This window comes from Micromonospora sp. NPDC049102, assembly GCF_043197485.1.
Classification (GTDB): Bacteria; Actinomycetota; Actinomycetes; order Mycobacteriales; family Micromonosporaceae; genus Micromonospora.
In genome coordinates, this window is sequence record NZ_JBICTE010000004.1 from 189,679 (window position 1) to 213,193 (window position 23,515).

Below are 23,515 nucleotides of genomic sequence, written 5' to 3' on the forward strand. Positions count from 1 at the left end.
GCGAACGGGAGTGCCATGTCACCCGACCGATCCACCCCGCGCCGCCGCGTGCTCACGCTGCTGGTGGCCACCCTGGCGACGCTCTGTGCCACGTTCGGCCTGGCCGCGCCGGCCTTCGCGATCAGTCACTCCAGCGCCACCTCGCAGCTGCGCGCCGCCGGCATCTCCTGGACCTCCAGCGGCAACTGCAGCGACCGCAACGTGGCCACCTGCACCTCGTTCGACGGGGTTCGGCAGGCCACCATCGACGGCATCATCACCTTCAAGCGGGCCAGCGGCTGCGCCGTCACCGTCACCGCCGGCACCGAGGTCGGGCACGCCGGAGGCACGTACAGCCACTGGAACGGCTACAAGCTCGACATCGCGCTGAGCACCTGCATCCAGAACTACATCTCGGCGAACTACACCTATGTCGGTTACATCTCCGGCTTCGGTTACCAGTACCGGGCCGCCTCGGGCAACCTCTACACCAAGGAGGGCAGCCACTGGGACATCCTCTTCTACAGCTGCGGCGGCTGCTGAGCGACGGATGTCGAGCCGGTGCGCGGATGGAGCTGGCCGCGTAACCGAGGACGGGCCGCCGCCGGATGCTCCCGGCGGCGGCCCGTCGCGTCTGCGGTCAGGGGAGTTGCGGGTAGAGCGCGGCGACCCCGCCGGCGAGCCCGCCCTGCACCTGCCGGCTGATGTCGTCGGAGACGATCTCGTACGCGTCGGCCTCGATGCCGTCGACGGCGAGCCGGGCGATCACCGCCGGGTCCGACTTGGCGCCCGTGATGGTCGCGGCCATGTCGGTGTCCATGTAACCGACGTGCAGGCCGGCGACCCGGACGCCCCGCTCGGCGAGCTGGAGACGCAGCGCGTTGGTCATCGCCCACTCGGCGGACTTCGCGGCGCCGTACGCCCCGTGCAGGGGGAAATTCACCCAGGACAGCACGGAGAGCACGTTGAGGACCGTGCCGCCGCCGTTGCCGGCGATGACGGGGGCGAAGGACCGGATCATCGACAGGTTGCCGAGGTAGTGGGTCTCCAGCTCCAGCCGGATCAGGTCCAGGTCGCCGTCGAGGAGGTCCGCCCGGCTGTCGATGCCGGCGTTGTTGACCAGGAGGTTCACGTCCCCGGCCAGCTCGGCGGCGGCGGCCACCGACGCGGGGTCGGTGATGTCCAGCCGGACCGGCGTCACGCCGGGCAGGTCGACGCTGTCGGGGTTGCGGGCGCCGGCGTAGACCGTCGCGCCCCGGGAGACGAGTTCGGCGGCCAGGTGCCGGCCGAAACCCCGGTTGGCGCCGGTGACGAGGGCGGTGCTTCCAGCGATCTTCATGGGGTTGCTCCAGGTTCGTGGCGGGGCGTGTCGCACGGAACGCTATCCGGCTGGCTTCTGTTAGGCAAAGTCAGCTAGGTCGCGCGCCGGGCGCACGGGAATCGGGAATACGACCCGGAGGCGCACGCGTGTACGCCGGTGGCGGCTCGTATCCTTTGCGCGAACCTCCGCACGAGCCGAGAAGGGGAGACGGTGTGAGCAACCAGGCCGAGACGTTGGAGTTCCAGGCCGAGGCGCGTCAGCTCCTGCAGCTGGTCGTCCACTCGATCTACTCGAACAAGGACGTCTTCCTGCGGGAACTCATCTCGAACGCGTCCGACGCCCTGGACAAGCTGCGGCTGGCGACGCTCGTCGACAAGGATCTCGTCGCCGACACCGACGACCTCCACGTCGCCATCGAGGTCGACCGGGACGCCCGCACGCTGACCGTGCGGGACAACGGCGTCGGGATGAACCGCGACGAGGTGGTCCGGCTGATCGGCACCATCGCCAAGTCCGGCACCGCCGAGCTGCTTCGCCAGCTGCGCGAGTCCGCCGACGCCCGCGCCTCGCAGGAGCTGATCGGGCAGTTCGGCGTCGGCTTCTACGCCGCGTTCATGGTCGCCGACCGGGTCACCCTGCTGACCCGCAAGGCAGGCGAGACCGGCGGCACCCGCTGGGAGTCCGCCGGCGAGGGCACCTACTCCGTCGAGGCCGTCGACGACGCGCCGCAGGGCACCTCGGTGACCCTGCACCTCAAGCCGGCCGACACCGAGGACAACCTGCACGATTACACCGCCGAGTGGACGGTCCGCGAGATCGTCAAGCGCTACTCCGACTTCATCGCCTGGCCGATCCGGATGACCGTCGAACGTGCGGGCGCCGAGGGCGAGGCGGCCACCAGCGAGGTGCAGACCCTCAACTCGATGAAGGCGCTCTGGGCGCGCCCCCGCGACGAGGTCGACGCCGCCGAGTACAACGAGTTCTACAAGCACGTCAGCCACGACTGGGCGGACCCGCTCGAGGTCGTGCACATGAAGGGCGAGGGCACCTTCGAGTACGAGGCGCTGCTGTTCCTGCCCAGCCACGCCCCACTCGACATGTTCTCCCCGCAGGGCCGCCGCGGCGTCCAGCTCTACGTCAAGCGCGTGTTCATCATGGACGACTGCGAGGCGCTGGTCCCGACATACCTGCGCTTCGTCAAGGGCGTCGTCGACGCGCACGACCTGTCGCTGAACATCTCCCGCGAGATCCTCCAGCAGGACCGGCAGATCCAGATCGTCCGCCGCCGCCTGGTCCGTAAGGTGCTCGCCACGGTCAAGGACCTGAAGGCCAACCACCCCGAGCGCTACCGCACCTTCTGGACCGAGTTCGGCGCGGTGGTCAAGGAGGGGTTGCTCGACGACACCGACAACCGCGACACCCTGCTGGAGATCCTGTCGGTCGCCTCCACCCACGACGCGGCGGAGCCCACCGACCTGGCCGGCTACGTCTCGCGGATGAAGGACGGCCAGACCGACATCTGGTACGCCACCGGCGACTCCCGGGCCACCATCGAGAACTCCCCGCACCTGGAGGCGTTCCGGGCCAAGGGTCACGAGGTGCTGCTGCTCACCGACCCGGTCGACGAGGTGTGGGTCGAGCGGGTCGGCGAGTACGACGGCCGGCCGCTGCGCTCGATCGCCAAGGGCCAGGTCGACCTGGACACCGACGAGGAGAAGCAGCAGGCCGAGGCCGAGCGCGAGCAGCAGCGGCAGGAGTTCGGCGCGCTGGTGCAGTGGCTCGGCACGACCCTCGCCGACAGTGTCCGGGAGGTCCGGCTGTCGTCGCGGCTGACCACCTCACCGGCCTGTGTGGTGGGCGACGCGCACGACCTCACGCCGACGCTGGAGAAGATGTACCGGGCGATGGGGCACGAGGTCCCCACGACCAAGCGGATCCTGGAGATCAATCCTGGTCACCCGCTGGTCACCGGGCTGCGCAAGGCCCACGAGCAGGGCGACTCCTCGGAGGCGCTGACCGAGACCGCCGAGCTGCTGTACGGCCTGGCGGTCCTCGCCGAGGGCGGTGAGCTGGCCGATCCGGCCCGCTTCACCCGTACGCTCGCGGACCGGCTGGCGCGCACCCTCTGATCACCCCCGGCCGGCGGACCCCGATCCGGGGGTCCGTCGGCCGGTTGGCAGGTGGACGTCGGACCTGATCGGAAACGGTCCATCATGGTCGGTGCACAGGTGGACGTCGTCCGCAACCGCTGGCCGGGACGCCCCGCGTGGGCCGGTGAACAACTTCACAAGCGGTGGGCGACCGTCACCGACCGTGCCTACCGTCGGTCGGGTCCACCACCGTGGACGCCGCGACCGGCAACGCCAAATCCTGCCCCCGGTCGTCGGAAACAGAACCCGGGCAGGAGCGGGGGACCCAACGTTCCTCGGTGCATGTCACCTCGGGGTGAAGCCGCCACCGTGCGGCCGGGCTCCTCGGCCCGAACCCGACAGCTCACCTCGCCGGCGTGGAGGAACGAACCATGACGTCTGCGTACACCCCCCGTCATCGACGGGTCACCACCCGCCGCGTCGCCGTCGGCACCCTGGCCGTCGGCGCGGTCACCGGCGCCGTCGCCCTCTTCGGCCCGGCGGCTCCGGCCCAGGCCGGCGTCAACTGGGACGCGGTCGCCCAGTGCGAGTCCGGCGGCAACTGGAAGATCAACACCGGCAACGGCTACTACGGCGGGTTGCAGTTCTCCCAGGGCACCTGGGCCGGCTACGGCGGCACGAAGTACGCCGCCCGCGCCGACCTGGCCAGCCGCGGGGAGCAGATCGCGATCGCCGAGAAGGTGCTCGACGGGCAGGGCATCGGCGCGTGGCCGACCTGCGGCCGCAAGGGCGGCTCGTCGGGCGGCTCCGCCACGAAGTCGACCACGTCCACCGCGAAGCCCTCGACAAAGTCGTCCACCGGCTCGTCGAAGTCCACCGCCGGCAAGGAGCGGTCGTCGCGGGGCGACCAGCCGGCGACCCGTAGTCACGAGCGGACCGCCCCGGCGGCCAGCGGCGACACGTACGTGGTCAAGCCGGGCGACACCCTGTCGGAGATCGCCGAGCGGCACCGCCAGGCCGGCGGTTGGCAGGCCCTGTACGAGCGCAACCGGCAGCTGGTCGGCGCCGACCCGGGGCTGATTCTCCCGGGCCAGCGACTCGCTCTCTGACGCTCGACAGACGAACGCTCGGCCGGGTCACCGGCCGAGCGTTCGTTCGTCTGCTGGTCTCCGCGCGGTACGCGTCACGCTGCCGAGGCGGCCTTCCTGGGCTCACGGCGCGCCGCCGCCTCGCCGTTCCAGCCCCAGCGCGGTGCCGGCGCGGCCGCCCAGCCGGTGCCGGCGGCGTCACCGTCGACGGTCATCTCGGCCGAGTCGGGGGTGCTGCGGGCCAGCCGCACCGACTGCTCGGCGCTCGTGCGGGCCGCGCACGGCCAGGCCTGGCCGGCGCACTGGAGATTGCGGCAGTGCCCCTCGTCGTCGGGCTCGTGGGCCTCGAGCACGTCGACCGCGAGCTGCCAGAGCAGCGGGTCGGTCACGTCGTGCGGGCGTTCGGCGCGGCGGCTCGATCGGTTGCTGGTGTCGTCGGACATGTGCCCCCCTCGTCAGGCTGTACCCCACAAGGGTCACCCGTCGGCCGCCGGCTAAACCGCCGACCTGCTGTGATGTGTCTCCTGTCGCAACTGGGCGCGTGGACACCGCACGCAGATCGGTCAATCCGGCAGCAGCGGTATCTCGACACCCGGCTCCCGGCCGAGCAGGACCGCACGGGTGAGCGCCGTCGAGCCGAACCGGTCGCGGACCGCGTCGACCGCGGCGTCCAACTGTGCGCCCGGGTCGCGGTGGAACGGCAACTCCGGCTGGACCGGACTATCGTCCAGGTTGCCCACCGACACACCGATCAGCGTGACACCACGACCGTCGATCTCGGACCGGGCCGCCCGCAGCAACGCGCGCGCCGCGGCGAGCAGCGGCGTCGTGTCCGCGGTCGCCTTGCCGATGGTGTGCGAGCGGGTCGCCCGGCTGTAGTCGCCGAAGCGCAACCGCAGCACCACGGTGCGACCGGACCGCCCGGCCGCGCGCATCCGGCGGGTGACCCGGTCGACCAGACCGGCGAGGATGGCGTCCAGTTCCGCCGGGGCGTGCGGAGTACGACTCAACGCGTGTTGGGCACCCATCGAGCCGCGTCGGCGACCGACCTGCACCGCGCGTGGGTCACGGTTGTGTGCCAGCGAGTGCAGGTGCCGACCGGCACCGGACCCGAGCAGCGACACCAGCGCGGCCTCACCGAGCCGGGCCACGTCGCCGACGGTACGGATCCGGTGCTCCCGCAGCTTCGCGGAGGTGACCGGGCCGACGCCCCACAACCGTTCGACCGGGAGGGGGTGCAGGAACGCCACCTCGGCATCCGGTGCGACCACCAGCAGGCCGTCCGGTTTCGCCACCCCGCTGGCCACCTTGGCCAGGAACTTCGTGCGGGCCACACCCACCGTGATCGGAAGGTGGACCCGTTCACGGACCTCCTGACGCAGTCGCGCCGCGATGTCGGCCGGTGACCCGGCCAACCGCCGCAGGCCGCCCACGTCCAGGAACGCCTCGTCGATGGAGATCCCCTCGACCAGCGGAGTGGTCTGCCGGAAGACCTCGAAGACCGCGCGGCTCGCCGCCGTGTACGCCGACATCCGAGGCGGCACCACGATCGCGTCCGGACACAGCCGGCGTGCCTGCTGGCCGCCCATCGCGCTGCGGACGCCCCGCGCCTTCGCCTCGTAGCTGGCCGCGAGGACCACGCCCCCGCCGACGATCACCGGCCGGCCGCGCAGGCGTGGATCGTCGCGCTGCTCGACCGACGCGTAGAAGGCGTCCAGGTCGGCGTGCAGGATGCTGGCACCGGGCGACACGTACACATGTTCGCACGGCATCCGGTGGTCGCGGCAGTGACCTGGGCGAACATGGCGTCAGTCGAGGCAGAACTCGTTGCCCTCCGGGTCGGCCATGACGAGGTGACCGGCACCCAGCGGCGGAGCGGGCTCGTGGCGACTGAGCTGGGTGGCGCCGTGCGCGGCGAGCCGTTCGGCTTCCTTCTCCAGGGCCGCCATCCGCTCGTCACCCTCCAGTCCGGGTGCGGCCCGCACATCGATGTGTACGCGATTCTTGACCTGCTTGGGCTCGGGGACCCGTTGGAAGAACAGCCGTGGTCGCGAACCCTCGGGGTCGACCACCGCCGATGCGTCGTTGCGGTGCTCCGGCGGCACCCCCATCGCGTCGAGCGCCTGCTCCCAGGACTCGAAGTTCCCGGGCGGGTCCTGCACCTGGTAGCCGAGTGCCTCGGCCCAGAACGCCGCCAACGCGGCGGGGTCGGCGCAGTCGAGGGTGATCTGTATGTCGCGGGCCATGTCAGCTCCCTGTCTCGTGATCCTGGTCGGTCATGGGCCAGCCTCTCGTGGATAGCGGAGAGTTCTGTTCCGCAATCTGTGTAACGATCGGTGCGTGACCGTCGAGGCGACGACCGAGCGGGTGTTGCGGTTGCTGGCGCTGCTTCAGCAGCGGCCATCCTGGACGGCTCGGGACCTTACCGCCGAACTCGGTGTCACCGACCGTTGTGTTCGCCGTGACGTGCAGCGACTGCGCGCGCTGGGCTACCCCGTGCACGCGGTGCCGGGCGTCGGTGGTGGCTACCAGCTCGGTGCGGGCACCCGCCTGCCACCGTTGCTCCTCGACGACGAGGAGGCGATCGCGACGGCGGTCTCGCTGCGCCTCGCCTCGGGCGGCACGATCGCCGGCGCGCGCGAGGCGGCCCTGCGGGCCCTCACGAAGCTCGACCAGGTCATGCCGGCACGGTTACGCGCCGAGGTACGGGCGGTGCACGGGTTCCACGGAGACGCTCATGGGTCCGGTGGCCGAAGTCGACGCCGAGGTGCTGGTGACGCTGGCCCGGGCCTGCCGCGATGCCGTACGGGTGCGCTTCACCTACGAGACACGCAACGGTGGGCGACACGAGCGGACGGTCGAGCCGGTCCGGATGGTCACGACAGGTCGCCGCTGGTACCTGATGGCCTGGGACGTGGACCGCGACGACTGGCGGACGTTCCGCCTGGACCGGATGGCTACCGCTGTCGCGACGACCTGGCGTTTTCGGGCGCGCGAGCATCCGGACCCGGTCGCCTTCGTGCAGCGGGCCGTGACCGAGGCGTCGTACCGCTATCTCGCCCGGGCACGCGTGCGTGCGACGGTCGACCAGGTGCGGAAGCTGGTGCCGCCCCAGGTGGGGCGGGTCGAGGACGACCGCGACGGGTGGTGCGTGCTGATCGTCGGCGGGGAGCGCCTGGACTGGCTCGCCGCGCACCTCGCCCGTCTGAGTTACGAGGTGGAGGTGGTGGAGCCTCCGGAGTTGCGCGACGCGGCAGCCCTGCTCGCCCGTCGGCTCGCGGCGATGGTCGGCACGGCGTCACAAGGACAGCGTGTAGTGACGCAGCGACACCGCGCTGCCGTCCGGTGCTGTCCACGGCGCGGTGCTGCTCCCGGTGTACCGCCACCCGGCGCGCTCGTAGAGGGCCACCGCCGCGGCGTCGTCAGACGTCACCTCCAGCACCAGGTCGGTCCCACGCGCGCTCGCCCACTCGCGAACCCGGTCCAGCAAGGCACCGCCCAGCGCCAACCCTCTGGCGCTTGGCACCACGAAGAGGCGCGCCACCCGGCCCCGGGTGGCCACCACGTGCCCCACCACCTGGCCGTCCGAATCGACAGCCGCCAGAGAGTACGCGGGCAGCCATCCCTCGTCGGCGCGCAGCGCGTCGACGAGGGTGGCCTCCACCGGTACGCGGTCGCCGTTCCCATCGTCGCCGGCCTTGGCGAACGCGGCGGCGTGCACCGCCCGGATGGCGTCGACGTCAGCGGGGGTCTCACGTCTGATCAGCATCGCGCCACGATACGGGCGCCGCCGGCAGCGGTTCCAGGCGTCTACCGGTGGGCTCGTCAGAAGCATGGCCGCCCGGACCAGAGGGCCGCGCCCGGTACCGCCGCCGTCAGCCGACGGCGGTGGCCGACGGCGGGGCGCTGCCGCCTCGGGGCGCCTCCAGGGTCATCAGCCGGATGATCTCCTTCTGGTCGGCGGGGGAGGGCAGCCCCCATTCCGGCCGGTACCCGTACACCTCGTGCAGTGGGCTGGAGCCGGTGCGGCCGTCCAGGATCTCCACGGCATCCGTGTCGATCAGGCTGGGGTGTTCGACGCCGCAGGCCTCGGCGACCTTGGTCAGGTCCCGGCGCAACGTCGCCAGGTAGTTGGCTGCCCGGACGGACTTGAGCGCCGGGTCGAGGCCCCGGGCCAGCCAGGAGTTCTGGGTCGCCACCCCGGTGGGGCAGGTGTCGGTGTGGCACTTCTGCGCCTGGATGCAGCCGATCGACAGCATCGCCTCCCGGCCCACGTTGACCATGTCGCAGCCGAGTGCGAAGGCGACGATGGCATTGTCCGGCAGACCGAGTTTGCCGCTGCCGACGAACACCACCTGTTCGTGCAGGTCGTGCTCGGCGAAGACCTTGTAGACCCGGGAGAAGCCCTGCTGGAACGGTAGTGACACCGAGTCAGTGAAGATCAGTGGCGCGGCGCCGGTGCCCCCCTCGCCGCCGTCGACAGTCACGAAGTCGACGCCCCGACCCGTGTCCCGCATCAGGCCGGCCAGCTCCTGCCAGAAGCTCAGGTCGCCGACCGCCGACTTGATGCCGACCGGCAGGCCGGTCTCGGCGGCCAGCAACTCCACCCAGTCCAGCAGACTGTCGCAGTCGGAGAACTCGGCGTGCCGCGACGGGCTCACGCAGTCCTGCCCGGCCGGGATGCCACGGGTGGCGGCGATCTCGGCGGAGACCTTCGCCCCGGGCAGCAGTCCACCGAGGCTCGGCTTCGCGCCCTGGCTCAGCTTGATCTCCAACGCGCGCACGGGGGCCTCGGCGACCAGCTCCTTCAGCCGGTCGAGGCTGAACCGGCCGTGTTCGTCGCGGCAGCCGAAGTACGCCGTCCCGAGCTGGAAGACCAGCTCACCGCCGTTGCGGTGGTACGGCGACAGGCCGCCCTCGCCGGTGTTCTGAAGGCACCCGGCGAGGGCCGCGCCCTTGTTCAACGCACTGATGGCGTTGCCCGAGAGCGAGCCGAAGCTCATCCCGGAGATGTTGACCACCGACTCCGGCCGGAAGGCGCGCGCCCGTCCCCGGGCCGCGCCGAGCACCTTCGCGCACGGCAGCCGTACGTCGTGCCCGGCCGTCGGGGACGACGGTGGCACGGCCCGGCCGAACGTCCGGTGCTTGATGATCGGGTAGCCGGGCGTGTACTCGATGTCGTTGTCCGTACCGAAGCCGAAGTAGTTGTTCTCCTGCTTGGCCGAGGCGTAGACCCAGCGGCGCTGGTCCCGGGTGAACGGGCGTTCCTCGTTGTTGCCGGCCACGATGTACTGCCGCAGCTCCGGCCCGATCGCCTCCAGCAGGTACCGCGCCCGGCCGAGCACCGGGAAGTTGCGCAGCAGCGCGTGGTCGCGCTGGATCAGGTCGCGCGCGGCGAGAGCCGCGACGGCGGCGGCGACGGCAGGTACGGCTCGACGGGCCCAAGTCATGCCGGGCAACCTTTCCGCCGGGGCCACCTGCCAAACCGGCCAGCCGGCGACATCGCGCTGCTCAGGCCGCCGGCTGGGTGATGTTGACGAGCCAGGCGATCCCGTACGCGTCGACACACATGCCGTACTCGTCGCCCCACATCTGCTTCTCCAGAGGCGTCGTCACCGAACCCGTAACGGACAGTTGCTCCCAGTACCCGCGCAGCTCGGCCGCGTCGTCACCGCTCAGGCTGATCGCGATGTTGGTGCCGGGAACGTGGTCCATGCCGGGCGCGGTGTCCGAGGCCATCAGGACGAAGCCGCTCGTGCTCTCGATCATCGCATGCATGATCTGGTCGGCCAGATCAGGCTCGGCAGCGCCGAACTCGCCGAACGTCATCATCGTCAGCTTTCCGCCGAACACGCGATGGTAGAACTCCATCGCTTCCCGGGCCGTGCCTGGGAAGTTGAGGTACGGGTTGAGTCGTGACTGCACAGCACCCTCCTTCGCCCTGGTCGGCATCATCGTGGCAGGCCGTGAGGGGGTGGACAACGAGGCGCGCTGGTGCCGCGTCGGAGGCGGCGCGGAACAATCCTGGCCGCCTCCGACCGAAGGTCAGTGGCGCTTGAACGACTGGCGGACCATGCCGCCGACGATCACACACCAGGTGCTCGTGCTGAGCTTGCCGTCGCGGGGCAGCCCGTGCAGCGCCTGCACGTCCTGCACGGCCCTGCGGGTGGCGTGGTCGTACAGCCCGGTGGCGGTGACCGCGTACCCCTTGGTGGCGAGGATTTCCTGGACGGCCGTGACCGGCGCGCCGGCGGCGTGCTGGTCCAACTCCGGCGCCAGGGTCTCCCAGGTGGGCGTGGTGAGCGTGGCGTCCACGTCGACCGCGATGCTGTTGCGGGCCTGCCAGTCCTGCACGGCGGCCACGGTCGCGGCGTCGAACGTCCCGCTGACCGTCACCGCGTAGCCCCGGAAGGCGAGCAGGTGCTGCACCACCCGGACCGACGGCGAGTTGACGAACCGCCACAGGTCCGGCCAGCGGCGCGCCGGCACATCACCGAGCGTGGTGCCCAGGGCGGTGTGCACCCGCCGCCGCAGCTCCGGGAACTGCCGGTAGAAGGCCGCGCCCGGGCACTCGGTGGTGCGGAAGTCCCAGTGGCCGAAGATGTCGTACGCGTGCAGGCCGTACTGCCGGCAGATCGCGACGCAGAGGTCGACCAGGGAGTCGGTCAGCGCCCGCGGCGGGGTCTCGGTGACGTAGGTGCCCTCGTTCTCGATGCCGATGGCCCGGCCGTTCTCGCCCGGACAGTGCGCCGCGATCATCTGGCGGTCGCCGGCTTCGAGGCGTTCCAGGCTGCCCCTGCGGCCCTCCAGCACGTAGCCGCCCCGGCTCACCGTGAAGTGCTGGCCGGTGTCGGACCAGCCGTTGCCGTCCATGTGCAGGTCCTGGCAGTCGTGGGCCAGCTTGACCGCCTGGTCGCGGGAGTAGTCGGTGACGTTCGGGAACGCCATGTGGTGCACGATGATCTTGTTGGTGGCGATGGCGCTGACCGACAGCGGGTCCGCCGGTGGGCGGGCGCCCCACTCGTCGCAACTGATGATCCAGTCCAGGTCCGTGCCGGGGGCGGCCTGCGCCGCGCCGGCGAAGGCGAGTTCGCTTCCGACGACGGCGACCGTGGCCGCGCCGAGACCGGCGCGCAGCAGCGTCCGGCGGTCCACTTCGGAATGGTCGACGTGCATTGACATCTCCTCCTGCGGCCGACGGCGGGGGATGAAAAGTAGCTCCAGTGGCCGCACGTATCACGGAGATTATTGCCAAAAGTCGCCGCCGCGCTAGGGCCGCTCGGAGTTTCCTCGGGCGCTGATGGGGGTAGGTCGGGGCGGACTGTCCGCGCTGCCCCTAAGGAATGACCATATGAGTGACAACGTCAGCGATGCGGTGGGCGACGCCCTTCGCTCGGTGATGCTCTTCCTGCCCAAGGCCGTCGCCTTCCTGGCGATCCTGGTGGCCGGATGGCTGATCGCCAAGGCCGTGCTGAAGATCGTGGCGAAGGTCCTCGAACGGGTGGGCTTCGACCGCGCCGTCGAGCGCGGCGGCATCCGCCGGGCCCTCAACCGCTCCCGGTACGACGCCAGCGACATCGTCGCGAAGCTCGTCTACTACGCGGTACTGCTGCTCACCCTCCAGCTCGCCTTCGGCATCTGGGGGCCCAACCCGATCTCCGACCTCATCACCGCAGTCGTCGCGTGGTTGCCCCGCGCCTTCGTCGCGATCGTCATCGTCGTGGTCGCCGCCGCCATCGCCAACGCCGTCAAGGACATCATCGGTGGCGCGCTCGGCGGCCTGTCCTACGGCCGGGTGCTGGCCGGTACCGCCTCGGTGTTCATCCTCGGCCTGGGCGTCATCGCCGCGCTGAACCAGATCGGCGTGGCCACCGCCGTCACCACGCCGGTGCTGATCGCCGTGCTGGCCACGATCGGCGGCATCCTCGTCGTCGGGGTCGGCGGTGGTCTCATCCGGCCGATGCAGAACCGCTGGGAGTCGTGGCTGACCCGCGCCGAGCAGGAGTCGCAGCTCATCGCCACGCACACCCGCGCCTACCGGGCCGCCCGCGCCGACGCCGAAGCCGAAGCCGCCCGTGCCGAGACCGAAGCGGCCCGCGCCAAGGCCGAGACCGAGGCGGCCCGCTCGACCGCCGCCCGCGCCGACGCGGACAGCACGCCGGTCACGACCCTCCCCTCCGACGCGGATGCCACGCAGCTGTCGACCTGGCCGTCCGAGGCGGACGCCACGCAGGTGACGACCCGTCCGTCCGACCCCGAGGTGACGCAGGTGGTCACCCGCCCGTCCGACCCGGAGGCCACCCAGGTCGTGACCCGGCCGTCCGACCCGGACGCCACGCAGGTGGTGCGGTCGTCGACCGACGACACCACCCAGTTCGTCGTCCGGGAGACGTCCGTCGACGCCGCTCCGACCCGGGAGGCCACTGACGACACGACGCAGGTGGTGGGTCCCCACCGGGACGCCGGCACGACCCAGGTGATCGGCGGTGGCACCGGCGGGGTTCCCGCTCAGCGCACCAGCGACGACAGCGAGACCACGACGGTCATCCCGCCGGCGGACCCCGACCGGCGCTGAATCGCTGCGGAACGAGCGGGGGCGTGATCCACCTGGATCACGCCCCCGCTCCCGTTGCACCGAAAGCGCTGGCCGGCGTCGACGCGGCCGGTCTACCATCGCCGACATGACCTGGCGACATTGATCCAGCGCCGTAGGCCCGACCCGTGGGCCGCCACGGGCACCGCACGTCCGGTGTCCGTCTCCACGTCCACGGGAAGGCCTCATGACCCACCTCGCCTCGCGCGTGCCCGACCCGGCGGTGCGCCGACTCTCGGCGACCCGCTACGGGTGCTGTGCCTCGCCCTGCTGGTGACCGCCGCCGGGTATGCGCTCTGGGCGCTGCTCCCGTCGTATCCGGCCTTCGCGGTCGGGTTCCTGCTCTGGGGCGCCGGTGGGGCGTTGGTCTCCGGCGCGCTGGAGGCGCTGGTCTGGACCGAGCTGGCCCGGCTCGACGTCGTCGACAGGTACGCCCGGGTGCTCGGCCGAGCGCGGACGGCGGGTGTGCTGGGCGTGGTGGTCACCGGGGTGCTGCCCGGTCCGGTGTTCGACTCCGGCGGCTCCCCGGCGGTCGGCGCCGGCAGCGTGCTCGCCGGCCTGCTCGCCGCGCTCGTCGCGACCCGGTTCCCCGAGCACCGCCCGCCGCCCGGCGACCACCTGCCCGATTCGGCAGGACCCGACGACGACGGCGACATGACCTGGTGGGACACGCTGCGGGCCGGCGTGACGCAGGTCCGGACGCGACCACCCGTACGGTCCGCCGTCCTGCTGGTCGCCGTGGCGCTGGCCGGGGGCGCGCTCGTCCGGCATTCGGCCGGGTTCGTGCTGCTGGGTCGCCGCCGGCGCGCCGCGACCGTGAGCAGCGGCGTCGCCGCCGCCGGCACGCGCGGCCCGGGCTGAGGCGCGGCATGGGCGTGTCCTGCCGGCGGCGCCGCCGTTACGACTGCTCGCCGTCGACGTAGACCCAGCGGCCGTCCTCGCGGAGGAACCGGCTGCGCTCGGTCAGCGTGCCCGGCCGACCGGCGTCGCGGTAGTGGGCGTGGAACGTCACGGTCCCGGTGGCGTCGAGCAGGCCCCCGCGTTCGGTGTCGACGATCTCCAGCCGGGTCCAGCGTTGACCCCGGTCCAGCTCCAGCCGCTCTGGCCGGGTCGAGGAGTGCCAACTGTCCAGCAGGTACGCGGTGTCGCCGAGGGCGAAGGCGCTGAACCGGGAGCGCATCAGCGCCTCGGCGGTCGACGCCTGGGTGCTGCCGTCGTGGATGGGGGAGCAGCAGTCGTCGTACGCCCGGCCGGAGCCGCACGGGCAGGTACGTCCCGTCGTCGCGTTCGCCCGCCGGCGTGCCGAACCCTTGCCCACGCCGTCATCCTGCCGCACCGCAGGGCGGTCTCGGCGGCCGGCCGTCACCTTTCCAGCGCCACCGGCAGGGGCACCGGCCGTTTGGCGACCCGGTGAATCCGACGAGACCGGGTGCGCACCCAGGTCGAGCAGTGTGGCCCCGGTCCGCGCGGTGGCCGCGCGCAGCGCCGCGTTGAGCGCCAGCATCCGGCCCCGTAGCGGCCTGGCCAGCGGCATCACCGGCGCCGGGTCCGGCATCGTGAAGGTCAGCACGGTGGCGCCCTGGCCGACCAGCGCCCGCTGCATCGCCGCGACGTCCTCGGCGACCTGGTCCGCATCGAAGGAGGGACGCAGGACGTCGTTCCCTGCTCGTCGGCCCGCCGAGCGGTGGTCGGCGGACAGTTACGGTCGTCTTGGCCGTTCAGAGCCAGTTGGAGCGGCGGAACAGCCGGTAGAGGGCGAGCGCGGCCACCGCCATCAGGGCCAGTGCGCCCGCGTACCCGTAGCGCCAGGCCAGTTCGGGCATGTGGTCGAAGTTCATGCCGTAGACGCCGGCGATGCCGGTCTGGGTCGCGGCGATGGCGGCCCACGCGGCGATCTTGCGCATGTCGTTGTTCTGGTCGACGCCGAGCTGCGCCAGACGGGACTGGACGATCGAGGTGAGCAGGTCGTCGTACGCGGCCACCTTGTCCACGGCCCGACCCAGTCGACCGTCCACGTGCACGAACCAGCGGTGCAGGGCGCGCGGCGGTCCGTCACCGGTCGGGTCGAGCAGCGTGCGCAGGGGCGTCTGGAGGGGGAGCACCGCTCGCTTGAACTCCACCACCTCGCGCTTGAGCTGGTAGATGTGCTGGATGTCGGCCGATCGGTCCCGGGCGAAGACCGCCTCCTCGACGCGCTCCAGGTCGCGCTCCACATGCCCGGCCACCTCCAGGTACGTGTCGACCATGCGGGCGCAGACCGCGTACGCCACCGCCCAGGGCCCGGCGGCCAGCAGCGCGGGCCGCCGCTCGATGTCGGCGCGGACGTCGCGCAATGCTCCGGCGGCACCGTGCCGCACGGTGACGGCGAACCGGTCACCGAGCAGCACCATCACGTCACCCGTGTCGATCACCTCGGAGGTGTCGGTCAGCTCGGCGTGCTCGACGTACCCGGCGGTGCGCAGCACCAGCAGGGTGACCGGCCCGTGTCGCTGCACGGTGGGCCGGTGCCCGTCGGCGAGCGCCTGCTCGACGGTCAGCTCGTCCAACCCGAAGGTGCGGCCCACGGCGGCGAGCACGGCCGGCCCCGGCTCGTGCAGTCCCAGCCACACGAACGCGTCGCGGCTCCGCCGGGCGCGGGCGTACGCGTCGTCGTAGTGCGGTCGGCCCGGCTCCCGTCGACCGTTGACGTAGACGGCGCAGTCGACCACAGCATCCGGGTTGGACCGGCGGGGTGTGGGAGTGTCCCCGTCGGGACGGCCGAGCAGTCGACGGGCCAGGGCGCGTACGCCCCGACCGGCCCGGTCCCGTACCGCTCGCTGATCCACGACGCGCCCCCTCCCGTGCACCGACGCGGCCACGGTGCTCGCAGGGCATGGTGCCACCGGAACGCTCGGCCACCTTCGTGGGGGCGGATGTGGTCGTGATCGGTATACCTCAGAGTCATATTCATTCCTCTGAGGTATACCGCTCACCAGCACATCGGCATGGTGGACAGCCGAAGCGGACGACCGGGCGCCGACCGCCCCGGACCCAGCCCCTCAGGCGGTGCGGGTGGCGAAGACGACGATGTTGTCCACGTAGTTGCCGGTCGCGTCGTCGAACCGGCCGCCGCAGGTGATCAGGCGCAGCCCGGCGACGTCCGCCGGGCCGTAGACCAGGCCGCTGGGGAAGCGGTCCTTGGGGTACGCCTGGACACCGTCCACGGTGAACGTGGTGACCCGCGCGTCGGAACGGGTCACCTGGAGCTCCTGGCCGGCGCGCAGGCGACCGAGGTCGAAGAAGACAGCCGGCCCGGCCGGGGAGTCGACGTGTCCCACCAGGACGGCGTTGCCGGTCTCGCCGGGGCTGACCCCGTGCCGGTACCAGCCGGCGAGGGTCGGTTTGTCCAGCGGGGGGACTTCCAGCACTCCGGCGGCATCCACGCCGACGGCGACGATGTCGGCGCGTACACCGATGGTGGGAATCTGGACCCGGACGGGCGCGGCGCGGGGCAGCGGCGCCAGGTCCGGCGCGGGCCGGGAGTGTGTCGGCGCGACGGCCGGCGGGCGTGGCGGGCGTGCTGGTCCGTCGGTGAGGCCGACCGTGATCAGCCCCAGTCCGGACACGCCGAGCAGGGCGACCACCGCCGCCGCCAGAGTGCGCCGCCGCCACCACACGTGTTCACCTCCGTACGCCGATGGTCGGGGTGCCCGTGCCGGTGTCGCCGGCACGGGCACCCTTCCGCAGGGATGGAGCGGGTCGCCGGTCAGGCGACGATGGATGCTGGACGGCGTCGGCGCAGCAGCAGCACCGCGCCCGCGGCGGCGGTGCCGAGCAGCGTGCCGCCGGCGGCGAGCGCGCCGCTGTCGCGGTCGTTGCCACCGGAGCCGGCGGGCGCGCCGCCGATCGGGGTGACGGTGAAGGTGGCGCTACCCGCCGAGCTGCCGTCGCCGCAGGTCGCGGCCACCGTGTAGGTGCCGAGGGTGAACCCGGCGGTGAACAGTTCGGCGCTGAGCCCGCCGCCCGCGGCGGCCGTGGTGGATCGGACGTTCTCGTCGCGGTTGGGTCCGGTGACCCGGAAGATGACGTCACCGGACTTCGGGTTGCAGGTCGTCGCGGTGAGTACGACGGTTCCTCCGACCGGGGTGGTGGCCGGTGACACGACGGTGTCGGCCAGTGCGGCGCCCGGCAGCAGAAGCGTGCCGAGACCCACGCCGAGTGCCGTCGAGCAGAGTGCTGTTGAGACCTTCATACGCGTCTTCCCTCACTTTTCGTCCGCTGACTGCGTGGGACGTCGTTCGGGTGGCCAACTCCGTGACTAGCACCGGTGTGCCCAACACTAGGTGGGTTGGGACCCCGATCAGGTGAAAATGAGAAATCTTCGTTGCCGTCACGTGTCCACCCGAAGGCGGGTCCTGGTGCAGCCCGACGAGATTGCGCCGATCTTGCACTTTCGGTCGCCGATATGCGTGCCATGCCCGGTATACCGCGACAGGAACTGCAAGATCGCTGGGCAAAGGGGGAGTCGGCCCGATGGTGTGGCAGCGTGGTGCGGGTGACCGACTCCGTCCGGCTCGACGTCGACCTCGCGCTGCTCGGCGGCGGGGGCGCCGCCTCGCTGCTGCTCGCCGCGCTCGACCGGCACGGTGTGCGGGGCCTGCGGATCGCGGTCGTCGACCCGGTCCGTCGGCGCGGCCAGGACCGCACCTGGGCGTTCTGGGGCCATCCCGACACCGACCTGGACCCGCTGCTCAGCGCGAGCTGGCATCAGGTCGCGGTGGTCACGCCCGCCCGGCGCCGCGTCCTGGACCTCACCCCGCTGCGGTACGCCATGCTGCGCTCCGGCCCGGTCTACGACCGGGCTGCCGAGGCCGAGCGTCGGCTGGACGCCACCAGGATCGTCGCCCCGGCCGAGACGGTCACCGACGACGGTGACCGGGTGGTCGTCCGCTGCGGTGACGGGTCGGTCGTGCGGGCCGGCTGGGTGCTCGACTCCCGCCCCCGCCCACCGGCGCGCGCCGGACGGACGACCTGGTTGCAGCACTTCCGGGGCTGGTGGCTGGAGGCCGACCGGCCGGTGTTCGACAGGCGGCGGGCGGTGCTCATGGACTTCCGCACCCCACAGCCGGCCCGGGGCGTCTCCTTCGGGTACGTGCTGCCGGTCCACGACAGGTACGCCCTCGTCGAGTACACCGAGTTCTCGCCCGACCTGCTCACCGACGCCGGGTACGACACGGCGCTGGCCGCCTACCGCGACCTGCTCGGGCTCGACCCGAGCGGGCTGCGCGTCCGCGAGGTCGAGAACGGGGTGATCCCGATGACCGACGCGCCGTTCCCGGCCCGGCCCTCCCCGCGCGTCGTACGCCTCGGCACGGCCGGTGGCGCGACCCGACCCTCGACCGGGTTCACCTTCTCCGCCATGTACCGCCAGGCAGACCAGGTGGCCCGTGCCCTGGCCGCCGGTCGCCCGCCGGTGCCGGCGCCCGCGTACCCGGCCCGGCACCGCTGGATGGACGCCGTGGCGCTGCGGGCGCTCGACCGAGGCGGCGTCGGCGGGCCGGACTTCTTCGACCGGCTCTTCGACCGCAACCCACCCGAGCGGGTCCTACGCTTCCTCGACGGCCGTACCACCCCGGCGGAGGAGATCGCGATCATGAACTCGACCCGACTGCTGCCGATGATGGCCGCCACGGCCGGCGACGCCGCGCACCGCGTCCGCGACCGCCTGCGGCCCGCGCGGCCTGCGCCGGCCATTCCGGCGGCCGTGGTGGGTGGTCAACCCCGGCCACTCGCCGACTCGGAGACCTGACCGGCCCGGTCAGCGCCGGGCCGTCACCGCGTCGCGGATCAACACCCGTAGGTCCTCCATCGGCTCGCAGGCCGTCCCAGTTCCCGTCCACGACGGTCGACTCTGACAGACCGGGCCACGATCGCGCGCACGATTTTCGGCGGGCGCGCCGGCCCCCGAGCGGCCGGCGTACGGTCGCCACCCGGTAGGTTGCCTGCCATGGTGGACGTGGCGGCCGGCAGGGGCGTGCAGATCTGGACCGACGGGGCGTGCAGTGGCAACCCCGGGCCGGGCGGCTGGGGCGCGCTGCTGCGTTACGGCGACCACGAGCGGGAACTGTGCGGCGGCGAGGCCACGCCGACGACCAACAACCGGATGGAGCTGATGGCGGCCATCCAGGCGTTGGAGAGCCTGAACCGGCCGGTCACCGTCGAGCTGCACACCGACAGCACCTACGTGCGCAACGGCATCACGAGTTGGTTGGCGTCGTGGAAACGCAACGGCTGGCGGACCGCCGCGAAGCAGCCGGTGAAGAACGCCGACCTGTGGCAGCGGTTGGAGGCGGCCTGCGAGCGTCACGAGGTCACCTGGCTGTGGGTCAAGGGGCACAACGGTCACCCGGAGAACGAGCGCGCGGACGGTCTGGCCAACAAGGGCATGACCGAGGCACGCGCCGCGCCGGCGACCCGCTAGCCTCGGCGGGTCGCGTCGGGGTGCCCCGGCATGCTCGACCCGCCGCCGCTGCTGCCGGACGAGCCACCGGCGACACCCGAGTTGTCGCCCTCCGTCACGATGTCCGGCCGCTCGTCCGTATCGGCCGGGGCAGGGACCTCGGTGTCCGTCTCGACCTGCACCAACGGCACCTGGCCGTTCTCGTCCTCGCTGTGCTGCGGGTCGCCCGGCAGCTCACCGTCGCGTTTTCGGTAGCCCACGCCGTGCCTCCCGTCGATGCCGGTCCGCGTCGGCAGTGGCTACCCGGCGTCGTCGCCCGCGAAACCTCGCGGAGCGGCTGCCGCCGGTTGGGCGACCCGGGCGACCTGCGGCGCGGCGTTCGGCAGGCGCAGGCTCCGCCGGCGGGTGAACGCGACGGCCGTGGCGAGCACCAGCGCCGCGGACGCCGCCAGGAAGCCGGGGGTGCTGCCGACGTGATCGGTGATCGCTCCGGCGGTGGCCGAGCCGACGGCGAGACCGACCTGTCCGGCTGTCTGCAACCAGCCGTACGCCTCGGCGAGCTGCGGCGTCGGGGTGGACCGGGCCAGGAGTTCGTCGGTGACGGCCAGAAACGGCGCGAGCGCGAGCCCGAAGACCGCCAGCGCGGCGGCCATCTGCGGCACGGTCCGAGGCAGCGCCAGCGCCAGCGAGGTGACGGCCAACGTGCCGACCAGTGTCAGGTAGGCGCCCCCGGGAGTGCCGGGTCGACCTCGGCGGGCCAGCAGCAGGCCACCGGCCAGGCTGCCCACCTGCCACGAACGCCACCGGCGCGGTGGTCACCGCCAGCCCGACCAGGGCGAGCAGGTGGATGACGCCGGTACCGAGCAGCACCGGTCGGTGGCCGAGCCGGCCCAGCAGTCGGCCGACGAAGGGTGCGGTGAGCGCCAGCCCGATCCCGCAGCCGGCGCTTGCCGCACCGGCCGCGGCGAAGCTGCCCGTGTTCTCGTGGCCGAGCAGCACGACGAGGAGCTGACGCATGGCGACCGGTAGGTGCGCCACGGTCATCGACGCGACGAGCAGGACCGCTCGACGGGGCAGTTTGACGACCACGACCTATGCATACCTGAGGAGCTGACCGGCAGCGCACCCGTACCGTCGTCAGCGACGCCGCCCACGGCGGCTCGGAGCGGCGGCGCGCACCGGTGTGAGCGCGAGCGCCGTCCAGTGCGCCGGCCGGGTCAGCGTCCCCGGGAGGTCCGTGCGGGCGTCACCGCGCGCGGCGTCGAGTTGCGCCTGGTGCAGGAACAGCGTGGTCCGTAGGTCCGCGCCGCGCAGGTCGGCCCCACGCAGGTCCGCGCCGGTGACGTCGGCCAGAGCGAGATCCACGCCGCGCAGGTCGGCGCCGATCAGCAGCGCGCCGCGCAGGTTGGCCCGGCGCAGGTCCGTCCGACGCAGGTCGACCCCGAGCAGGTGGGCACCCCGGCGGTCGACGCCCCCGGGAGCGCGCGCCGCATCACTGGCGCGCGACAGCAGCGGGTTGACCCGGGCCCGGTGCGCGTCGACGTCCACGGCTCGCAGGCGCGTCGGATCGGCCGCGGTCAGCCCGGCGATCTCGGCGCGGGCGCGCTCGAGTTCGGCGCGTAGTTCGGCTGACGGGCGCAGCGACACCGCCTCGGTCAGATACCAGAGCAGTTCGTGCAGCGGGCGCAGCACCCGGAACGCCTCGGCCATCGCCGGCAGGGTCTCCGGGGCGTCGCGCCAGTCCTGTCCACCGAAGGTGACCTGCGCGACCTGCTGCCCGGCGCCGAAGCAGTCGAAGACGGCGCAGCCGGCGAACCCGCGCTCCCGCAGGGTGGTGTGGATGCCGCAGCCGTGGTCCGGGCGCAGGTTCGGGCACGCCTGCCCGGCCGGCTTGTCGATGGCGAAGTCGGCCGACGCGGCGAAGGCCGGTACCACGCAGCACAACCCGAAGCAGCGCGCGCAGTCGGCGGCGAGGCGCGTCGACCCCGACGGCTGGGCGGGGTGCGTCGACACGGAAACGGTCCTCCTGGCGGTCGGGGCGGCGACCCCATTGTCCCGGGGGGTGGTCGCCACCGCCCGGGCGGGGGTCACCGTCCGTGCGCGTCGCTGGCCGCCGCGGAGCGAGGATCGGGGGTACGCGGAGCGCCCGGCGGCGGCACCAGCCGGTGGATCTCCCGCTGCCCCTCGCCGTACTTCTGATCGAAGTGTCGGCGCACGGTGGCGGCCGGGGTGGGGTCCTCCTCGACGGGTTCCGCCAGCGCGAACACCGCCGGAGCGCCACCCGGGGCGCGCGGTGGCAGCACGGCCCGCACGGTCAGCGGACCGTTCACCTGGAACCCGCCGCAGTCGACGTAGTGCTGCCCGTCCACGCTGACGTAGGGCACCTGCATGGTGACCACGTCGGAGTCGTCATGGCGCAGCGTCACGGTGACCGACCAGTACCGTTCGAGGTTGACGGTCGCCTGCTCGTGCTCCCACAGCTCCTCGAAACGGGCGTGCACGAACCCGCCCCACGGGCTGTCCATGTCGACCTCGAGCTGGGGCACGTTGAACGACAGCTTCCCGATCGGGAAGAACGAGATCAGCGCCCGAGAGTCCCACTGGTAGAGCTGGATGGACGGGGACGCGTCGTACAGACGGACCTGCAGCCGGTGCCGTAGCCGGGCGTCCAGGGTCTCCTGGAACAGCGTCAGGTGGCGCAGGTTGGTGCGGATCTGGCGTGGCACGTCCACCCGCTGCCGTTCCAACTCCTCCGAGCGTTGCTGGGCTGCCGTGCAGTCCGGGTCGAGCAGGAGCAACTGCACCTGCGCGCCGTTGGCGAGGGCCCTGCGCACCGCTCGCAGCGTCTCCTCGCGGTGCGTGTCCTCCAACAGGATCGTCCAGGTGTCGAGGATGCGCACCCGGCGGGCGCAGCGGTGCAGCCGGGTCACGAACGCGTGCTGGTCGAAGCTCAGGTGCTCCTGCACCCGCGCCCGGCGCGCCTCCTCGAACAGCGGGTCGAAGATGACGTACGAGATGGCGGCGAGGACCACGCTGGAGCCGATGTTGAGCAGCAGGTCGCTGAGGAAGCCGCTGCTGCGCCAGGCGGCGAGCAGCATCACGAACGCGATGCCGAGCAGCGTCCCGCCGACGACGAAGGCACGTCGCTGTCGGCCGCCACCCTCGCCCCGACCTGCCCACTCGGGCATCCGGCCCCCTTTTCCGTCACGGCCCACCGAGATGCGGAGGATACGTGCCGGCTTTGCCGCTCGCCGTCCCGTTCGGGACCGGCAGTTTCGTCGGCTGGACCCGCCGTACCGCTCTTAGGGTGACGGTATCGGAGTCGGGCGAGCGCGGAAGGTGACGGTGTGGACGACGCGGAACGCGAGAAGGCGCTGTTGAACGTTCTCAACACCGAGCACCACGCCCTGCAGACGTCCCGGTCCGGCACGATCGAGGAGGCCACCGGCCGCGCCACCATCTTCCTGTCCGTGCTGTCAGCGGCCCTGATCGGTCTCGGCTTCGCGGCCGGCAACGAGCAGGTGGTCCGGCCCTACCTGGGCGCGGTGCTGCCGATCCTGGTGATCATCGGGATACTGACCTTCCTGCGGCTGGTCGAGACCACCGTGGAGAACTCGGTGGACATGAGGCGGATCCAGCGCATCCGCGCCTACTACCACCACCGTCTCGCCAGCGAGCACGACTTCTTCGCCGACGCGGTGGCGTCCGAGGACAACGCGGAGGCGGCCCGGATGCTGGTCGGCATTCGGTCGGGGCGCTGGGAGTTGCTGCTCACCACGGCCGCGCTCGTGGGCGCGGTCAACGCGGCGCTGGTCGGGTCGGGCGTCGCTCTGGTGCTCGGCATGGTCGGGGACTGGCACTGGCTGATGGTCGTCGCCGGGGTGGCGGTCGCGCTCGCGGCATTCGTGGCCCAGTTCCTCTACATCGTCCGGATGTCGAGGGGACGCCGGACCTGACGTCCACTCCTTCCCGACGCCCGGCCGCTTGTCAGCGGGTCGGCCTGCG

Annotated in this window: 23 protein-coding genes, 4 pseudogenes and 1 riboswitch; of the genes and pseudogenes, 11 read left to right on the plus strand and 16 right to left on the minus strand. The window is 72.1% G+C overall.

The window, feature by feature from the left end:
- Nucleotides 1–15: 15 nt before the first annotated feature.
- Nucleotides 16–522, plus strand: a complete 507-nt coding sequence (locus tag ACGFH9_RS06950; RefSeq protein ID WP_393216447.1) for a hypothetical protein — start codon at nt 16–18, stop codon at nt 520–522.
- Between the two features lie 97 nt (nt 523–619).
- Here the strand turns inward: ACGFH9_RS06950 and ACGFH9_RS06955 are convergent, their stop codons facing one another.
- On the minus strand, nt 620–1,318 hold the full coding sequence (locus ACGFH9_RS06955; RefSeq protein ID WP_393216449.1) for an SDR family oxidoreductase: 699 nt from the start codon (nt 1,316–1,318) through the stop codon (nt 620–622).
- 194 nt (nt 1,319–1,512) lie between these two features.
- Here ACGFH9_RS06955 and htpG point away from each other — a divergent pair, with 194 nt between their 5' ends.
- Both htpG and ACGFH9_RS06965 read left to right on the plus strand, forming a co-directional pair.
- Nucleotides 1,513–3,429 carry a molecular chaperone HtpG gene (gene htpG, locus ACGFH9_RS06960; protein ID WP_393216451.1) on the plus strand — a complete coding sequence of 639 codons (1,917 nt, stop codon included), beginning with the start codon at nt 1,513–1,515 and terminating at the stop codon, nt 3,427–3,429.
- A 222-nt stretch (nt 3,430–3,651) separates the two neighbouring features.
- A riboswitch (cyclic di-AMP (ydaO/yuaA leader) is annotated at nt 3,652–3,822 on the plus strand.
- On the plus strand, nt 3,822–4,499 hold the full coding sequence (locus ACGFH9_RS06965; protein WP_393216453.1) for a transglycosylase family protein: 678 nt from the start codon (nt 3,822–3,824) through the stop codon (nt 4,497–4,499). Its footprint overlaps the riboswitch before it by 1 nt.
- 74 nt (nt 4,500–4,573) lie before the next feature.
- On the opposite strand, the gene ACGFH9_RS06970 is transcribed toward ACGFH9_RS06965, so the two are convergent.
- From ACGFH9_RS06970 to ACGFH9_RS06980, 3 genes are all read right to left on the minus strand, one after another.
- Entirely contained in the window at nt 4,574–4,921 is a 348-nt protein-coding gene (locus tag ACGFH9_RS06970) for a hypothetical protein (RefSeq protein ID WP_393216455.1), read from the minus strand.
- 120 nt (nt 4,922–5,041) lie between these two features.
- Nucleotides 5,042–6,229: a DNA polymerase IV gene (gene dinB, locus ACGFH9_RS06975; RefSeq protein ID WP_393216457.1), complete on the minus strand. Its 1,188-nt coding sequence runs from the start codon at nt 6,227–6,229 to the stop codon at nt 5,042–5,044.
- A 57-nt stretch (nt 6,230–6,286) separates the two neighbouring features.
- The gene (locus ACGFH9_RS06980; RefSeq protein WP_393216459.1) at nt 6,287–6,724 is read right to left on the minus strand and encodes a VOC family protein; all 438 of its coding nucleotides are present in this window, start codon (nt 6,722–6,724) and stop codon (nt 6,287–6,289) included.
- A 121-nt stretch (nt 6,725–6,845) separates the two neighbouring features.
- Between ACGFH9_RS06980 and ACGFH9_RS06985 the strand changes: the two are divergent.
- Nucleotides 6,846–6,950: pseudogene (locus ACGFH9_RS06985) on the plus strand (HTH domain-containing protein); the annotation flags it as partial.
- 265 nt (nt 6,951–7,215) lie between these two features.
- Nucleotides 7,216–7,698 (plus strand): annotated as a pseudogene (locus ACGFH9_RS06990) (helix-turn-helix transcriptional regulator); the annotation flags it as partial.
- Between the two features lie 78 nt (nt 7,699–7,776).
- Here the strand turns inward: ACGFH9_RS06990 and ACGFH9_RS06995 are convergent.
- The 4 genes from ACGFH9_RS06995 to ACGFH9_RS07010 all read right to left on the minus strand — a co-directional run bounded on the left by ACGFH9_RS06995 (nt 7,777) and on the right by ACGFH9_RS07010 (nt 11,654).
- Entirely contained in the window at nt 7,777–8,247 is a 471-nt protein-coding gene (locus ACGFH9_RS06995) for a GNAT family N-acetyltransferase (protein WP_393216461.1), read from the minus strand.
- Between the two features lie 106 nt (nt 8,248–8,353).
- The gene (locus ACGFH9_RS07000; RefSeq protein ID WP_393216463.1) at nt 8,354–9,928 is read right to left on the minus strand and encodes an FMN-binding glutamate synthase family protein; all 1,575 of its coding nucleotides are present in this window, start codon (nt 9,926–9,928) and stop codon (nt 8,354–8,356) included.
- A 61-nt stretch (nt 9,929–9,989) separates the two neighbouring features.
- Nucleotides 9,990–10,403 carry a VOC family protein gene (locus tag ACGFH9_RS07005; protein ID WP_393216465.1) on the minus strand — a complete coding sequence of 138 codons (414 nt, stop codon included), beginning with the start codon at nt 10,401–10,403 and terminating at the stop codon, nt 9,990–9,992.
- Nucleotides 10,404–10,523: 120 nt separating this feature from the next.
- The gene (locus tag ACGFH9_RS07010) at nt 10,524–11,654 is read right to left on the minus strand and encodes a peptidoglycan-binding protein (RefSeq protein ID WP_393216467.1); all 1,131 of its coding nucleotides are present in this window, start codon (nt 11,652–11,654) and stop codon (nt 10,524–10,526) included.
- 175 nt (nt 11,655–11,829) lie between these two features.
- Here ACGFH9_RS07010 and ACGFH9_RS07015 point away from each other — a divergent pair.
- Nucleotides 11,830–12,615: pseudogene (locus tag ACGFH9_RS07015) on the plus strand (hypothetical protein); the annotation flags it as partial.
- 708 nt (nt 12,616–13,323) lie between these two features.
- Nucleotides 13,324–13,833, plus strand: a pseudogene (locus ACGFH9_RS07020) (MFS transporter); the annotation flags it as partial.
- A gap of 136 nt (nt 13,834–13,969) precedes the next feature.
- Here ACGFH9_RS07020 and ACGFH9_RS07025 read toward each other — a convergent pair.
- From ACGFH9_RS07025 to ACGFH9_RS07040, 4 genes are all read right to left on the minus strand, one after another.
- Entirely contained in the window at nt 13,970–14,389 is a 420-nt protein-coding gene (locus ACGFH9_RS07025) for a YchJ family protein (RefSeq protein WP_393216621.1), read from the minus strand.
- A 400-nt stretch (nt 14,390–14,789) separates the two neighbouring features.
- Nucleotides 14,790–15,896, minus strand: coding sequence for a magnesium and cobalt transport protein CorA (locus ACGFH9_RS07030; RefSeq protein ID WP_393216469.1), 1,107 nt, complete (start codon nt 15,894–15,896; stop codon nt 14,790–14,792).
- Nucleotides 15,897–16,109: 213 nt separating this feature from the next.
- Entirely contained in the window at nt 16,110–16,727 is a 618-nt protein-coding gene (locus ACGFH9_RS07035) for a class F sortase (RefSeq protein ID WP_393216471.1), read from the minus strand.
- A gap of 89 nt (nt 16,728–16,816) precedes the next feature.
- Nucleotides 16,817–17,302: a hypothetical protein gene (locus ACGFH9_RS07040; RefSeq protein ID WP_393216472.1), complete on the minus strand. Its 486-nt coding sequence runs from the start codon at nt 17,300–17,302 to the stop codon at nt 16,817–16,819.
- 303 nt (nt 17,303–17,605) lie between these two features.
- Here ACGFH9_RS07040 and ACGFH9_RS07045 point away from each other — a divergent pair, with 303 nt between their 5' ends.
- Both ACGFH9_RS07045 and rnhA read left to right on the plus strand, forming a co-directional pair.
- Nucleotides 17,606–18,859, plus strand: coding sequence for a lycopene cyclase family protein (locus ACGFH9_RS07045; RefSeq protein ID WP_393216474.1), 1,254 nt, complete (start codon nt 17,606–17,608; stop codon nt 18,857–18,859).
- 198 nt (nt 18,860–19,057) lie between these two features.
- Complete coding sequence (gene rnhA, locus ACGFH9_RS07050; RefSeq protein ID WP_393216476.1) at nt 19,058–19,531, plus strand: ribonuclease HI; 474 nt, start codon at nt 19,058–19,060, stop codon at nt 19,529–19,531.
- Here the strand turns inward: rnhA and ACGFH9_RS07055 are convergent.
- Both ACGFH9_RS07055 and ACGFH9_RS07060 read right to left on the minus strand, forming a co-directional pair.
- Nucleotides 19,528–19,770, minus strand: coding sequence for a preprotein translocase YidC (locus ACGFH9_RS07055; RefSeq protein WP_355233170.1), 243 nt, complete (start codon nt 19,768–19,770; stop codon nt 19,528–19,530). The genes rnhA and ACGFH9_RS07055 overlap by 4 nt on opposite strands.
- A 39-nt stretch (nt 19,771–19,809) precedes the next feature.
- Nucleotides 19,810–20,298, minus strand: coding sequence for an MFS transporter (locus tag ACGFH9_RS07060; protein ID WP_393216479.1), 489 nt, complete (start codon nt 20,296–20,298; stop codon nt 19,810–19,812).
- Nucleotides 20,299–20,353: 55 nt separating this feature from the next.
- Between ACGFH9_RS07060 and ACGFH9_RS07065 the strand changes: the two genes are divergently transcribed.
- Complete coding sequence (locus tag ACGFH9_RS07065) at nt 20,354–20,539, plus strand: hypothetical protein (RefSeq protein WP_393216481.1); 186 nt, start codon at nt 20,354–20,356, stop codon at nt 20,537–20,539.
- 108 nt (nt 20,540–20,647) lie between these two features.
- Here the strand turns inward: ACGFH9_RS07065 and ACGFH9_RS07070 are convergent, their stop codons facing one another.
- Nucleotides 20,648–21,523: a pentapeptide repeat-containing protein gene (locus ACGFH9_RS07070; RefSeq protein WP_393216483.1), complete on the minus strand. Its 876-nt coding sequence runs from the start codon at nt 21,521–21,523 to the stop codon at nt 20,648–20,650.
- A gap of 74 nt (nt 21,524–21,597) precedes the next feature.
- Complete coding sequence (locus ACGFH9_RS07075; RefSeq protein WP_393216485.1) at nt 21,598–22,698, minus strand: DUF5919 domain-containing protein; 1,101 nt, start codon at nt 22,696–22,698, stop codon at nt 21,598–21,600.
- Between the two features lie 159 nt (nt 22,699–22,857).
- On the opposite strand from ACGFH9_RS07075, the gene ACGFH9_RS07080 reads away from it, so the two are divergent.
- Entirely contained in the window at nt 22,858–23,466 is a 609-nt protein-coding gene (locus tag ACGFH9_RS07080) for a hypothetical protein (RefSeq protein ID WP_393216487.1), read from the plus strand.
- Nucleotides 23,467–23,515 lie beyond the last annotated feature (49 nt).